Here is an 11,328-nt window from a genome sequence, read left to right on the forward strand (position 1 = left end):
CGCCCCGCCGCACCCCGCTCGAAGCACCGCCGCACCGGCGCCCGCCCGGACCTGACATAACGTGCCTTGTCGCTGAAAGCCGGGCAACACCCCTATCTCCTGGCGTGGAGACGGCTGTGGTGGCAGTGACGAACGGGGCGGGCGAGAAACGCTCAATACCCCACCGTAAACCCATGCCGCAACACCAGATCCACCGTCACATCCGGACGCTGCGACAGCGGCCACGCCTGCACCTCGAACGCCTCGACGGCGAAGAAGGCATAGTTCACCGAAGTCTCCGGCGTGGTGCGCGACCGGTAGACGATCGCGTCCGGGCATTCCTCGGGCTCGGGCCACCAGCGCCGCACCGCATCGGCGAGTTGCTGGCAGGTGGCCCACACCGCGTCGTGCTGGCCGGTGCTGATCTGGTCGTCGACACCGAGGGCGTCCAGGTTGCGTTCGGTACGCAGGTCGAGCACCCGCAGATGCCGGGCCGCGGTCAGCCGCACCAGGTGGTGGCCGGCGTGGTCGGCCGGGATCATCAACCCCGTCAGCCGGTAGCGCTCCCGGAACGCCCCGAGCAGATCGGTTGCGGCATAACGGGTGCGGAAAGCCCCGGACGGCGGATCGAAGCGATAGCGCGGTGCGGCGAACCCCTCCCACGTCCAGGCGCCCGGATGCTCGGCGTCCAGGCGCCACAGCTGGGTCCCGGCGGTGATCCGCCGGCGGCGCAGCCCGGTCGGCCGAGTCTCGGGCAGCGGAGCCCGGTAGCCGGCGGGAAGCTCAGGCACCGAGCGCGGTGAGCATCCGCCGGGCAGCCGCCGCGGTGTCGGGATGGCGCAGCGCCTCGGCGATCGAGACGCCGCCCAGCTCGTCATGGGTGAGCCGCATGATCCGGTCGGCGGCCAGCGCGTCGGTGGTGAACCGGCCCAGCAACTCCAGGATCTCGGGCAGGTCGGCGCGCATCCGGGCGTCGTCGAATTGCCAGGCCGGGAACCAGGTCTGGTTGCCCACGGCCGCGCCGATCAGCCTGCCGCGGCTGCGCAGCCGGTGCACGGCCTGCGGCGTGCCCAGCCGCAGCAGCGCCTGGACCTTCGGGGTAGGCAGCGCCCCGGCGACGAAGTCGTCGATGAGGGCGGCGCGGCGCTGGTCGTTCAGCGCGTGGGCGGCGATGCGCTCCAAGGTGCCCTGCGGCGCAGTCGGGGCTTCCAGCAGGGCGTCGAGCACCTGGGCGAACCCGGCATCGGCGCGGGCGCGTTCGGCGACCTGGCGGGCGATCGGTGCAACGGCGGTGGGCATGGGTTCATACTACCCGCGTCGGCGCAGTATTGAAACAATTGAAACAGACGCCAGTGCGAGGATCACCGCCAGTAGCGGCCAGACACCCAGCGCGTCGACCCGATCGGCGAGCCAGGACTGCACTGCGCCGGCCGCGCGGATCACCGGATCGTCGGCGTCGGCGCCGGAGAAGTACAACCGGATCTCGTAGTAGCCGTAGTAGGTGACGTACACGCCGGTCAGCAGCACGATCACCCCGGCGATGCGGCCCACATACGGCAGCACCCGGCGCAGCGCCGTACTCGCCGAGGAGCCGGCCAGGGCCACCGCCAGCGCCGCGACCCCGACGGTGACGCTCATGCCGGCGGCGTAGGCGACGAACGCCAGCACCCCGGCCAGGGGCGACCCCTGTTGGAAGGTGGTACTGATCACCGCGAGAAACGGTGCGATCGTGCACGACAGCGAGGCGATCGCGTAGCCGACGCCGTAGCCGTACATCGACCCCAGCCGCGCGGTGGGTGTCCCGCCCGCCATCTTGGGCAGCAGCACCGAGATGTCGCGGCCCGACAGCAGCCAGGCGCCCATCGCCAGCAGCAGCACGCCGATGACCACGGTGGCGAACGGCAGGTATTTCTGCGCCGAGGCGATCAGCGGCGACACCGCCAGCCCGAAGATCCCGAACACCGTCAGGAATCCGGCCGCCATCGTCACCGTCGCCGCAGCGGCCCGGGCCAGCGCTGCCGGGCGCGAGGTGCCCCGGCTGTCGGCGATCACCAAACCCAGGTATCCCGGCAGAAACGCGAAACCACACGGGTTCAGCGCCGCCACCAGACCGGCGCCGAGAGCGAAACTCAGTGTGGCCGAGTCGATCACGACTGCGTCAGCGCCTGCACCCGCGCGCTCAGCTCGGCTTCGGGCAGCGAGCCCTTCACCACCTCGACCTGGCCGTCCGGGCTGATGAAGGCGTACGCCGGCTGGCGGGTCACGCCGAACCTGGCCCATACCGCGGCGTCGGCGTCGTTCAGCTCGGTAAAGCCGTCGACGCCGTACTTGGCGGTGAACTGCTGCAGCGCGCCCAGCTGGTCGCGGGCGCCCACCCCGACGAACGTCACCGCCGGATAGGCGGCGGCCACCCGCGCGACCAGCGGCGCGTCCTTCTGGCAGATGGGACACCATGGCGCCCAGAACCACAGCACCGCCGGCCTGCCGTTGAGGCTCGAACCGGAGAACGCCCGGCCGTCAAGGGTTTGGGCGGTGAAGTCGAGCTGGGTGCCCTCGGCGGTCGTCCGCGAACCGCAGCCGGCGGCCAGCAGGGCCATCGTGGCGATGAATACGGCGATCAGCAGGCGCAGTCCAGCGACCTTGGCGTGGGGCATGCCGCCGAGTATGCCAGCGCTTCTCGCGGGCCCAAGGTCGCCGGCGGCGGAGAACCCGCGTCGCTATTTCGAACGCCGAGCGACACGGGCATGCTGGAGGCCATGAACCGACGCGAGATCACCGAGCAGATCGTGGCCGCCCGGCTGGCCAAGGGCCTGACCTGGCAGGAGTTGGCTGAGGCGATCAAGAAGCCGGTGGTGTGGACCACCTCGGCGCTGTTGGGCCAGCAGCCCATCCCGGCCGAGCTGGGCGAAATCCTGGCCGACTTGTTGGGCCTGGATCGCTCGGTGGTGCCGGTGCTGGCCGCGGTGCCGGTGCGCGGCCAGCAGCCCCAGGTGCCCACCGACCCGACCATCTACCGGCTCTACGAGGCGCTGGGTGTTTACGGCCCGGCGATCAAGGAACTGATCCATGAACAGTTCGGTGACGGCATCATGAGCGCGATCAATTTCAGCGTGGACATCGACAAGAAGACCCACCCGGGCGGGGATCGGGTGGTGATCACCTTCGACGGCAAATTCCTACCCTACGAGTGGAATTCCGCGGACTGACCGATGACCACCCGCCGATCGCAGCAGGCCCCGCCGCTCACCGCCGACCTGGTGCTGTCCGGCGGGGGAGTGCGGTTCGTCGGGCTGGTCGGGGCGGTGGTCGCGCTGATGGATGCCGGGTACTCGGTGCAGCGCATCTCCGGGGTCTCCGGCGGTTCGGTGGTGGGCACCGTCCTGGCGGCCGCCGCCCAGGGCGATCAGCTGAACCCGGCGCAGATCAAGGAACTGGCGCTGTCGGTGCCGCTGCACACCTGGCGCGACACCGAGGTACCGGTCCCGCTGCTGGGCGCGGCCTACGGGTTCCTGCGCGACAGCGGCCTGTACCGCGGCGATGTCGCCCACGACTGGATCCGCGCTGAACTGGCGAACCTGGGGGTGCACACCTGGGGTGATCTGGCCTACGACGACGACAACCTGTTGCGTGAGCGGCGCTACCGCGCGGTGGTCACCGTCACCGACGTGACGACCGGGCAGCTGGTGCGGCTGCCGTGGGACTACCGGCGGGTGTACGGCCTGGACCCCGACGAGCAGTCCGTCGCCGATGCGGTGCGCGCCTCGATGTCGGTGCCGTTCTTCTACCGCCCGATGACCCTGACCAGCGCCGCTGGGCGGCGATCCACCCTGGTCGACGGCGGGGTGCTGTCGAACTTCCCGATCTACACGTTCGACCGGCTCGACGGCCGCCCACCGCTGTGGCCGACCTTCGGGGTGACGGTGGTGCCCGAGCTGTCCGGCGGCGATATCGGCGACATGGTCCCGGGCCTGCGGCCGCTGCGCATGTTCGGGCAGTCGCGGCTGCTGGAGAACCTGATCAGCACCCTGCTGATCGGCCACGATCAGACCTATCTGAACCAGCCCTGGGTCAGTGTGCGCGCCATCAAGGTCAACCCGATCGACGTCGGCGTGCTGGACTTCGGGATCTCTCGCGCCCGGCTCGCAGAGCTCTACGAGAACGGCTACACGGCGACGCAGGAGTTCCTGACGACCTGGGACTGGCCGGCCTACCTGGAGCGGTTCCGGGTGTCGCACTACCCCAACGGGGACCCGCCCGGCGCCGACTGAAGGCTTTAGTGGCGGTGCTTGCCCAGTTCGGCGCTGGCGTCGCCGAGCCGCACCGTGATGTCGGTATTGCCGGCGCCGTCGAGCTGCTCGCGGCCGCGCAACCGGTCCTGGATCTCGCGGGCCGCACCGTTGATCCGCTCGATCTCGCTGCGGAACACGTCCGGACGGGTCTCCTTGCTGGCGTAATGGAAGTAACTGAGCAGGCTGCGCAGCAGCTCCAGCTTCTGCTTCTCCCGCTTGGCCAGGTCGTGCGTCGTCATCAACTCGACGCGGCGCACCGGAGGCAGATCCCCCCAGTCGAGCGTCACCTTGTTCTCGTAGCGGTTGCGCTTGCCGCGCCCGAACCAGCCCTTGGGCTCCTCGGGGGTGTCGTAGTAGCTGACCGTCCCGGTGAACCGCGACTCGATGCCCTCACCGAGCTCGGCCCGGTCGATCGCCGAGTCCCACACCGTGCGCCACTCCTGATTCGGTGCCAGCACCGTCAGCTCCTCGGGCAGCTGCAAGGCGACCACGTCGGCGTAGCCGTCGGACGCCGTCTCGTAGCGGGCCACGGTCGGCGGCTGGGCGAAGGAGAAGCTGATGTCATAGGCGGCGGTCTTGCCGAAGTTGCGGACCACCAGCTCGATGACGTGCCAGTCCGCGGCGTGCGGCTCCATGAACATGGCCACGTGCGGGCGGGTCTGCTCGGCGGCAGCCCGGCGGTTGCGCTGCAGTTGCCGGTTCAGATAGAACAGCGCCAGCACGGTGATCGCGATCGCCACCCAGGCGGCGCCCGCCAGCCACGCCTCCGGCCCCGCGTGGGTGACGTCGTACCAGCGGTCCTCGACTGCTCCCATCGGCTATCCCCTCATCCGCCCATCAGCATGCGCCACCGGTCCAGGCTTCCGGCGCTGAATACGTAGTTGGATCGCTTGACCTCGGAGAGCGCAGCGCTCGGGTCGGCCGAATACCAGTGACCGGGAAAGACCGTCGGATCACCGGGCAGGGCGGCCAGCTGCTGCAGGCTGCGGTACATCTCGTCGGAGTCACCACCGGGGAAATCGGTGCGGCCGCAGCCCTCCAGGAACAACGTGTCGCCGGCGACGAGTCGGCCGTCCAGCAAAAAGCACTGACTGCCCGGGGTGTGCCCGGGCGTGTGCAGCAGCTCGATCTCGATGTCGCCGATGCTGACCTTGTCGCCGTGCTCATGTGCGGTCAGATCCGTCATCGCGATCCCGGTGATGCGCGAAACCCATTGCGCCTCATGGGTATTTACGTGAACCGGAACGCTTGTACGCTCCAGTAGCTCGGCGAGGCCCTTGAGCTCGAATCCCATCATCGACCCGCCGACGTGGTCGGGGTGGTGGTGTGTGACCAGCACACCCGACAGCCGCATGCCGTCGGCCTCGATCGCGTCGAGCAGGTCCCCGGCGGCGTAGGCCGGGTCCACCACCACGGCGTCGCCGGTCTGCCGGTCGCCGATCAGGTACGCGAAATTGCGCATCTGAGTGGCCATCGGGTCCCCGACCGCGAAATCGCGTCCGGAGAGCAGCTGGCGGAAATACAGCCGGTCGGATTCGGGCACGCCCTCCAGCCTAAGGCAGGCGATTGCCTGCACGGCGGAGCCGGGCGCAGCGGGCACGTCCCGGCCGGTAACGCCGACCGCGACCGGCATCAGCCATTGCGGTTTGGTGACCTCGTGGCCGAGGTTGTAACCTTCTACAGGCTTACGGCGCCGCAGGGCCGCCGTGGGTGAGGCCCCCTTAGCTCAGTCGGCAGAGCGTTTCCATGGTAAGGAAAAGGTCAACGGTTCGATTCCGTTAGGGGGCTCGGTGGACGCCGGGCCTGCTGGCAGGTGTATTACCCGCGGCGATGTAGCTCAGTTGGTTAGAGCGAACGACTCATAATCGTTAGGTCGCCGGTTCAAGTCCGGCCATCGCTACTACGAGAACCAGCGCAACAACAGACGAAAGAGGGCAGCTGACGTGGCCTCCAGCACCGATGTGCGGCCGAAGATCACCTTGGCCTGTGAGGTGTGCAAGCACCGCAACTACATCACCAAGAAAAACCGCCGCAACGACCCAGACCGGCTGGAGCTGAAGAAGTTCTGCCCCAACTGCGGCAAGCACCAGTCGCACCGCGAATCCCGCTAGGAAACGCGAACCGTGTCGTTGGCCGAGCGCCTCGCCGGGGCGCACTACCGCTACCCCGACTATTACGAGGTGGATCGGGAGAAGATCCGGGAGTACGCGCGCGCCGTCAAAGCCGTGGATCCGGCCAGCTTCGACCTGCGTGCGGCCGGCGAACTCGGCTACGACGGGCTGGTGGCCTCGCTGACCTACATCTCGGTCTTCGGCCACAAGGCGATCTCGGCGTTCTTCGACCACGTCGGTGTCACCACCGATGACGCCCAGATCGTCCAGGTCGACCAGAAGCTCGCGTATCACAAACCGGTCACCGAGGGCGACCGGCTGTACTGCGATCTCTCGGTCGAATCGGTTCGCCGCGCGCACGGCACCGACATCATCATGACCAGGCAAGTGGTCACCAACGAGGCCGGTGAGATCGTGCAGGAGACGTACACGACGCTGGCGGGACGGGCCGGCGAGGGAGAAAAGGGTTTCACCGATGGCACTGCGTGAGTTCAGTTCGGTCAAGGTCGGCGATCAACTGCCGGAGCGGGTCATCGCCCTGACCCGACAGGATCTGGTGAACTATGCCGGGGTGTCCGGGGACTTGAACCCGATCCACTGGGATGACGAGATCGCGCAGCAGGTCGGCCTGGACACCGCGATCGCTCACGGCATGCTGACCATGGGGCTCGGCGGCGGCTACATCACGTCGTGGGTGGGGGACCCGGGGGCGGTGACCGAGTACAACGTCCGGTTCACCTCCGTGGTGCCGGTGCCCAACGACGGCAAGGGCGCCGAGATCACCTTCACCGGCCGGGTGAAGTCCGTCGACCCCGAATCCAAGTCGGTGACGATCGCGCTCACCGCCACCACCGGCGGCAAGAAGATCTTCGGACGGGCGGTCGCCTCGGCGAAGTTGGCCTAGGGGAAGCGATGGCGATCAAAACCGACATTCGGGGGATGATCTGGCGCTACCCCGAACCCTTTGTGGTGGGCCGCGAGAAGATCCGCGAGTTCGCCAAGTCGATCAAGTGCGAGGACGCCGCGTGCTACGAGGAGGCTGCCGCGGCCGAGCTCGGCTACGACGCGCTGGTGGCCCCGCTGACTTACGTGTCGATCCTGGCCAAGCTGGTGCAGGCCGACTTCTTCCGCAACGTCGACACCGGTTACACCACCATGCAGATGGTGCAGGTCGACCAAGGATTCACCTTCCACAGGCCGATCAAGGCCGGCGACATCGTCTACGCCCGGATGGAGATCGCCTCGGTGAACGAACGGTTCGGCGCCGACATCGTGACGACCCGCAACATCTTGACCGACCCCGCCGGCGACCTGGTGCTGGAGGCGTTCACCACGATGATGGGCCACGACGGCGACGATTCGGTCAACCTCAAGTGGGATGCCGAATCCGGTCAGGTCATCCGAACAGCCTGATTAGTAACTGGCCGCACCGGCGAGGTACACTCGGACCTCGGGGTTTTCCCAGCACTAGCGCGCTTTCCGTGAGGCGAACGGGGAGCGCGCGAATTGTGTGGGCCGGAGACGGTGCACAGGTGAAATCCCGGAACGCAGGTTGGCCGGCCAACCGCGAAGGGGCGTAGCTCAACTGGCAGAGCAGCGGTCTCCAAAACCGCAGGTTGCAGGTTCAAGTCCTGTCGCCCCTGCTGACGTGCCATGGTGGACAGTGGACACTGGAACTCACCCGGTGCGGTACGGCACTACGTAAGCGAGAAGAACGAAGGAGCATGCGGTGACCGACGAGCTCGACCGTCCCGACGCCGCAGCCGGCGGCGACAGCGAGGCCGACTCCCCGGTCCGCCCCGGTCGCACGGCCGTGGCGAGCAGGCAGGTCGGCGACCCGCTGCGGCCCACCGGCAAGCGCTCCCGGCGGCGCGGGGACGCCGCCGACGCAAACGGCGCCGAGCTGGAGTCCACGGCGACCGAGCTGGGTGCCGACGACACCAAGAAGGCCAAGAAGGCCAAGAAGAAGTCGGACGGGCCGTCGCGCAATCCGTTCGTCTTCGTCTTCAACTACCTCAAGCAGGTCGTCGGCGAACTTCGCAAGGTGATCTGGCCGAACCGCAAGCAGATGGTCACCTACACCGCGGTGGTGCTGGCGTTCCTGGTCTTCATGGTGGCCTTGGTCGCCGGTGCGGACTTCGGATTCGCCCGGCTGGTGCTGCTGGTGTTCGGCGAGTGAAGTTATAGGAAGGACTGACAACCGTGACTACCTTCGACGGCGATACGCCTGCGGGCGAGCCGGTCGACGTGGCGGAAACCACCGAGGCGCCTGCCGAGGCCCCGGCTGAAGAGACTGCTGAGGCTGCCGAGACCGCTGAGACCCAGGAGGTCGCCGCCGCGGACGCCGAACCGGCCGAGCCCACCGAGGAACTCGACCCCGCGGCCGCACTGAAGGCCGAACTGCGCACCAAGCCGGGCGATTGGTACGTCATCCACTCCTACGCCGGCTACGAGAACAAGGTGAAGGCCAACCTCGAGACCCGCGTGCAGAACCTCGACGTCGGCGACTACATCTTCCAGGTGGAGGTGCCCACCGAAGAGGTCACCGAGATCAAGAACGGCCAGCGCAAGCAGGTCAACCGCAAGGTGTTGCCGGGCTACATCCTGGTGCGGATGGATCTGACCGACGACTCCTGGTCGGCGGTGCGCAACACCCCCGGCGTCACCGGGTTCGTCGGCGCCACCTCGCGACCGACGTCGCTGCCGCTGGACGACGTGGTGAAGTTCCTGCTGCCGCAGGGGGCGGCCAAGAAGCAGGCGCGTGGTGCGGCAAGTACCGCGGCGGCCGCGACCGAGGGCGGTCTGGAGCGGCCGGTCATCGAGGTCGACTACGAGGTCGGCGAGTCGGTCACCGTCATGGACGGCCCGTTCGCCACGCTGCCCGCCTCGATCAGCGAGGTCAACGCCGAACAACAGAAGCTCAAGGTGCTGGTGTCCATCTTCGGCCGCGAGACGCCTGTGGAACTGACCTTTAACCAGGTCTCCAAGATCTAGTACGTAGGAAAGGAACACCCCACTCATGGCCCCGAAGAAGAAGGTCGCCGGGCTGATCAAGCTTCAGATCGAAGCCGGCCAGGCCAACCCCGCGCCGCCGGTCGGACCCGCGCTCGGTCAGCACGGCGTCAACATCATGGAGTTCTGCAAGGCGTACAACGCCGCGACAGAGAGCCAGCGCGGCAACGTCATCCCGGTGGAGATCACCGTCTACGAGGACCGCAGCTTCACCTTCGCGCTCAAGACCCCGCCCGCGGCGCGGCTGCTGCTCAAGGCCGCCGGCATCGCCAAGGGCTCCGCCGAGCCGCACAAGACCAAGGTCGCCAAGGTGACCTGGGACCAGGTCCGCGAGATCGCCGAGACCAAGAAGGCCGACCTCAACGCCAACGACGTCGAGGCGGGGGCCAAGATCATCGCCGGGACCGCCCGCTCGATGGGCATCACCGTCGAATGATCTTCGCCGAATAGACCTGAGCACGACGAAGCGGGCCGAGGAACGAGGCCCAACGTAGGAATGCGAAGGGCTTATTCGACGAGAAATAGTCGAGTGGGAGGGCCAGCTTCGGCCCGCCGACCACAACCAACCACGAGATTGGATAACCGATGAGCAAGACCAGCAAGGCATACCGCGCCGCCGCCGAGAAGGTGGACCGCGACAACCTCTACACCCCGCTGCAGGCCGCCAAGCTGGCCAAGGAGACGTCGTCGACCAAGCAGGACGCCACCGTCGAGGTGGCCATCCGGCTCGGCGTCGACCCGCGCAAGGCCGACCAGATGGTGCGCGGCACCGTGAACCTGCCGCACGGCACCGGCAAGACCGCCCGGGTTGCGGTGTTCGCGGTCGGTGAGAAGGCCGAGCAGGCCACCGCCGCCGGCGCCGACGTGGTCGGCAGCGACGACCTGATCGAGAAGATCCAGGGCGGCTTTCTCGACTTCGACGCCGCGATCGCCACACCGGACCAGATGGCCAAGGTCGGCCGCATCGCCCGCGTGCTGGGCCCGCGTGGCCTGATGCCCAACCCGAAGACCGGCACCGTCACCCCCGACGTCGCCAAGGCGGTCTCCGACATCAAGGGCGGCAAGATCAACTTCCGGGTGGACAAGCAGGCCAACCTGCACTTCGTCATCGGCAAGGCCTCCTTCGAGGAGTCCAAGCTGGCGGAGAACTACGGTGCCGCCCTCGACGAGGTGCTGCGGCTCAAGCCGTCGTCGTCGAAGGGCCGCTACCTCAAGAAGGTCACCATCTCCACGACGACCGGCCCCGGCATCCCGGTGGACCCCACCGTCACCCGCAACTTCACGGCCGAGTAGTCACCCTTCGTCGGCGCGAGCAGACGCGAAAGCCCCCGTTTCCTTCCGGAATCGGGGGCTTTCGCGACTGCTCGGCGTGTTGGTCAGGCCGCGCTCTTGACGTAGCTAACCAGGCTGACGTCGAGGCTTTCGTCGGTGAAGTAGTACTCGCAGCCGCGCAGGTACTTCATGTAGCGCTCGTAGACCTCTTCGGACTGGATCGCGACGGCCTGGTCGTGATGGGCTTCCAGCGCGTCACCCCAGATCCGCAGCGTCTTGATGTAGTGCGGCCGCAGTGAAATCGCTTCGGGCACAGTGAAACCAGCCTTTTCACCGTGCTCGATCATCATCTCGGTGGTGGGCAACCGCCCGCCCGGGAAGATCTCGGTCAGGATGAACTTGATGAACCGGGCCGTCTCGAACGTCAGCTTCTTGCCGCGCGCGTTGAGGTCATAGGGGTGGAAGCTGACGCTGCTCTGGATGGCCATCCGGCCGTCGGCCGGCAGGATCCGGTAGCAGTTCTGGAAGAAATTGTCGTAGTTCTCGTGACCGAAGTGCTCGAACGCCTCGATCGAGACGATCCGGTCCACCGGCTCCTGAAACTCTTCCCAGCCCTGCAGCAGCACCCGACGGGACCGCTCGGTGTCGATCTCGTCGAGCAGCTG

17 protein-coding genes and 3 tRNA genes are annotated in these 11,328 nt (G+C 67.5%); 13 read left to right on the forward strand and 7 right to left on the reverse strand.

What is annotated here, in order from left to right; all coding sequences use genetic code 11:
- Positions 1-152 precede the first annotated feature (152 nt).
- From A5694_RS20745 to A5694_RS20760, 4 genes are read right to left on the reverse strand one after another with little or no spacing between them, the layout of a single operon-like run.
- Positions 153-770: an RES family NAD+ phosphorylase gene (locus A5694_RS20745; protein ID WP_109535781.1), complete on the reverse strand. Its 618-nt coding sequence runs from the start codon at positions 768-770 to the stop codon at positions 153-155.
- Positions 763-1,278, reverse strand: a complete 516-nt coding sequence (locus tag A5694_RS20750; protein ID WP_064924193.1) for a hypothetical protein — start codon at positions 1,276-1,278, stop codon at positions 763-765. Before A5694_RS20750 ends, A5694_RS20745 begins: the two co-directional genes overlap by 8 nt.
- Positions 1,279-1,287: 9 nt before the next feature.
- Positions 1,288-2,130 (reverse strand): cytochrome c biogenesis CcdA family protein, encoded by an 843-nt coding sequence (locus A5694_RS20755; protein WP_064924194.1) that lies wholly within the window; start codon positions 2,128-2,130, stop codon positions 1,288-1,290.
- Positions 2,127-2,633 (reverse strand): protein disulfide oxidoreductase, encoded by a 507-nt coding sequence (locus A5694_RS20760; protein ID WP_064924195.1) that lies wholly within the window; start codon positions 2,631-2,633, stop codon positions 2,127-2,129. The genes A5694_RS20755 and A5694_RS20760 overlap by 4 nt, the downstream gene beginning before the upstream one ends.
- A gap of 90 nt (positions 2,634-2,723) precedes the next feature.
- Here A5694_RS20760 and cynS point away from each other — a divergent pair, with 90 nt between their 5' ends.
- The gene (gene cynS, locus A5694_RS20765) at positions 2,724-3,185 is read left to right on the forward strand and encodes a cyanase (RefSeq protein WP_064924196.1); all 462 of its coding nucleotides are present in this window, start codon (positions 2,724-2,726) and stop codon (positions 3,183-3,185) included.
- Between the two features lie 3 nt (positions 3,186-3,188).
- Complete coding sequence (locus tag A5694_RS20770; RefSeq protein ID WP_064924197.1) at positions 3,189-4,247, forward strand: patatin-like phospholipase family protein; 1,059 nt, start codon at positions 3,189-3,191, stop codon at positions 4,245-4,247.
- A 5-nt stretch (positions 4,248-4,252) separates the two neighbouring features.
- Here the strand turns inward: A5694_RS20770 and A5694_RS20775 are convergent, their stop codons facing one another.
- Both A5694_RS20775 and A5694_RS20780 read right to left on the reverse strand, forming a co-directional pair.
- The gene (locus A5694_RS20775; protein ID WP_064924198.1) at positions 4,253-5,083 is read right to left on the reverse strand and encodes a hypothetical protein; all 831 of its coding nucleotides are present in this window, start codon (positions 5,081-5,083) and stop codon (positions 4,253-4,255) included.
- Between the two features lie 11 nt (positions 5,084-5,094).
- Complete coding sequence (locus A5694_RS20780) at positions 5,095-5,811, reverse strand: MBL fold metallo-hydrolase (protein ID WP_064924199.1); 717 nt, start codon at positions 5,809-5,811, stop codon at positions 5,095-5,097.
- A gap of 172 nt (positions 5,812-5,983) precedes the next feature.
- Here A5694_RS20780 and A5694_RS20785 point away from each other — a divergent pair.
- The 11 genes from A5694_RS20785 to rplA all read left to right on the forward strand — a co-directional run bounded on the left by A5694_RS20785 (position 5,984) and on the right by rplA (position 10,684).
- Positions 5,984-6,056: transfer RNA gene (locus A5694_RS20785), tRNA-Thr, on the forward strand.
- Between the two features lie 38 nt (positions 6,057-6,094).
- Positions 6,095-6,168, forward strand: a tRNA-Met gene (locus A5694_RS20790).
- Positions 6,169-6,211: 43 nt separating this feature from the next.
- A complete protein-coding gene (gene rpmG, locus A5694_RS20795) occupies positions 6,212-6,379 on the forward strand; it encodes a 50S ribosomal protein L33 (RefSeq protein ID WP_013827599.1) in 168 nt (55 codons plus the stop codon).
- Positions 6,380-6,391: 12 nt separating this feature from the next.
- Positions 6,392-6,868 carry a (3R)-hydroxyacyl-ACP dehydratase subunit HadA gene (gene hadA, locus A5694_RS20800; protein WP_064924200.1) on the forward strand — a complete coding sequence of 159 codons (477 nt, stop codon included), beginning with the start codon at positions 6,392-6,394 and terminating at the stop codon, positions 6,866-6,868.
- Positions 6,855-7,283: a (3R)-hydroxyacyl-ACP dehydratase subunit HadB gene (hadB, locus tag A5694_RS20805; protein ID WP_064924201.1), complete on the forward strand. Its 429-nt coding sequence runs from the start codon at positions 6,855-6,857 to the stop codon at positions 7,281-7,283. Before hadA ends, hadB begins: the two co-directional genes overlap by 14 nt.
- A gap of 8 nt (positions 7,284-7,291) precedes the next feature.
- The gene (gene hadC, locus A5694_RS20810; protein WP_064924202.1) at positions 7,292-7,792 is read left to right on the forward strand and encodes a (3R)-hydroxyacyl-ACP dehydratase subunit HadC; all 501 of its coding nucleotides are present in this window, start codon (positions 7,292-7,294) and stop codon (positions 7,790-7,792) included.
- Positions 7,793-7,949: 157 nt separating this feature from the next.
- Positions 7,950-8,022 (forward strand) — tRNA-Trp (locus A5694_RS20815).
- 86 nt (positions 8,023-8,108) lie between these two features.
- Entirely contained in the window at positions 8,109-8,558 is a 450-nt protein-coding gene (gene secE / locus A5694_RS20820) for a preprotein translocase subunit SecE (protein ID WP_064924203.1), read from the forward strand.
- Between the two features lie 23 nt (positions 8,559-8,581).
- The gene (nusG, locus tag A5694_RS20825) at positions 8,582-9,373 is read left to right on the forward strand and encodes a transcription termination/antitermination protein NusG (RefSeq protein WP_064924204.1); all 792 of its coding nucleotides are present in this window, start codon (positions 8,582-8,584) and stop codon (positions 9,371-9,373) included.
- 25 nt (positions 9,374-9,398) lie between these two features.
- Positions 9,399-9,827 carry a 50S ribosomal protein L11 gene (gene rplK / locus A5694_RS20830; protein ID WP_064924205.1) on the forward strand — a complete coding sequence of 143 codons (429 nt, stop codon included), beginning with the start codon at positions 9,399-9,401 and terminating at the stop codon, positions 9,825-9,827.
- 149 nt (positions 9,828-9,976) lie between these two features.
- The gene (gene rplA / locus A5694_RS20835) at positions 9,977-10,684 is read left to right on the forward strand and encodes a 50S ribosomal protein L1 (RefSeq protein WP_064924206.1); all 708 of its coding nucleotides are present in this window, start codon (positions 9,977-9,979) and stop codon (positions 10,682-10,684) included.
- Between the two features lie 83 nt (positions 10,685-10,767).
- Here rplA and A5694_RS20840 read toward each other — a convergent pair.
- On the reverse strand, positions 10,768-11,328 hold a 561-nt coding region (locus A5694_RS20840; protein WP_207516066.1), incomplete at its 5' end, for a class I SAM-dependent methyltransferase.

The sequence above is a fragment of the Mycolicibacter sinensis genome, assembly GCF_001667945.1.
Lineage (GTDB): Bacteria > Actinomycetota > Actinomycetes > Mycobacteriales > Mycobacteriaceae > Mycobacterium > Mycobacterium sinense_B.

Excerpts from the sequence above, each read along its gene's own strand:
- hadC (WP_064924202.1), top strand. The coding sequence starts at position 7,292 with ATGGCGATCAAAACCGACATTCGGGGGATGATCTGGCGCTACCCCGAA.
- rplA (WP_064924206.1), top strand. The coding sequence starts at position 9,977 with ATGAGCAAGACCAGCAAGGCATACCGCGCCGCCGCCGAGAAGGTGGAC.
- rplK (WP_064924205.1), top strand. The coding sequence starts at position 9,399 with ATGGCCCCGAAGAAGAAGGTCGCCGGGCTGATCAAGCTTCAGATCGAA.
- A5694_RS20760 (WP_064924195.1), bottom strand. The coding sequence starts at position 2,633 with ATGCCCCACGCCAAGGTCGCTGGACTGCGCCTGCTGATCGCCGTATTC.
- A5694_RS20770 (WP_064924197.1), top strand. The coding sequence starts at position 3,189 with ATGACCACCCGCCGATCGCAGCAGGCCCCGCCGCTCACCGCCGACCTG.
- cynS (WP_064924196.1), top strand. The coding sequence starts at position 2,724 with ATGCTGGAGGCCATGAACCGACGCGAGATCACCGAGCAGATCGTGGCC.
- A5694_RS20750 (WP_064924193.1), bottom strand. The coding sequence starts at position 1,278 with ATGCCCACCGCCGTTGCACCGATCGCCCGCCAGGTCGCCGAACGCGCC.
- hadB (WP_064924201.1), top strand. The coding sequence starts at position 6,855 with ATGGCACTGCGTGAGTTCAGTTCGGTCAAGGTCGGCGATCAACTGCCG.
- A5694_RS20775 (WP_064924198.1), bottom strand. The coding sequence starts at position 5,083 with ATGGGAGCAGTCGAGGACCGCTGGTACGACGTCACCCACGCGGGGCCG.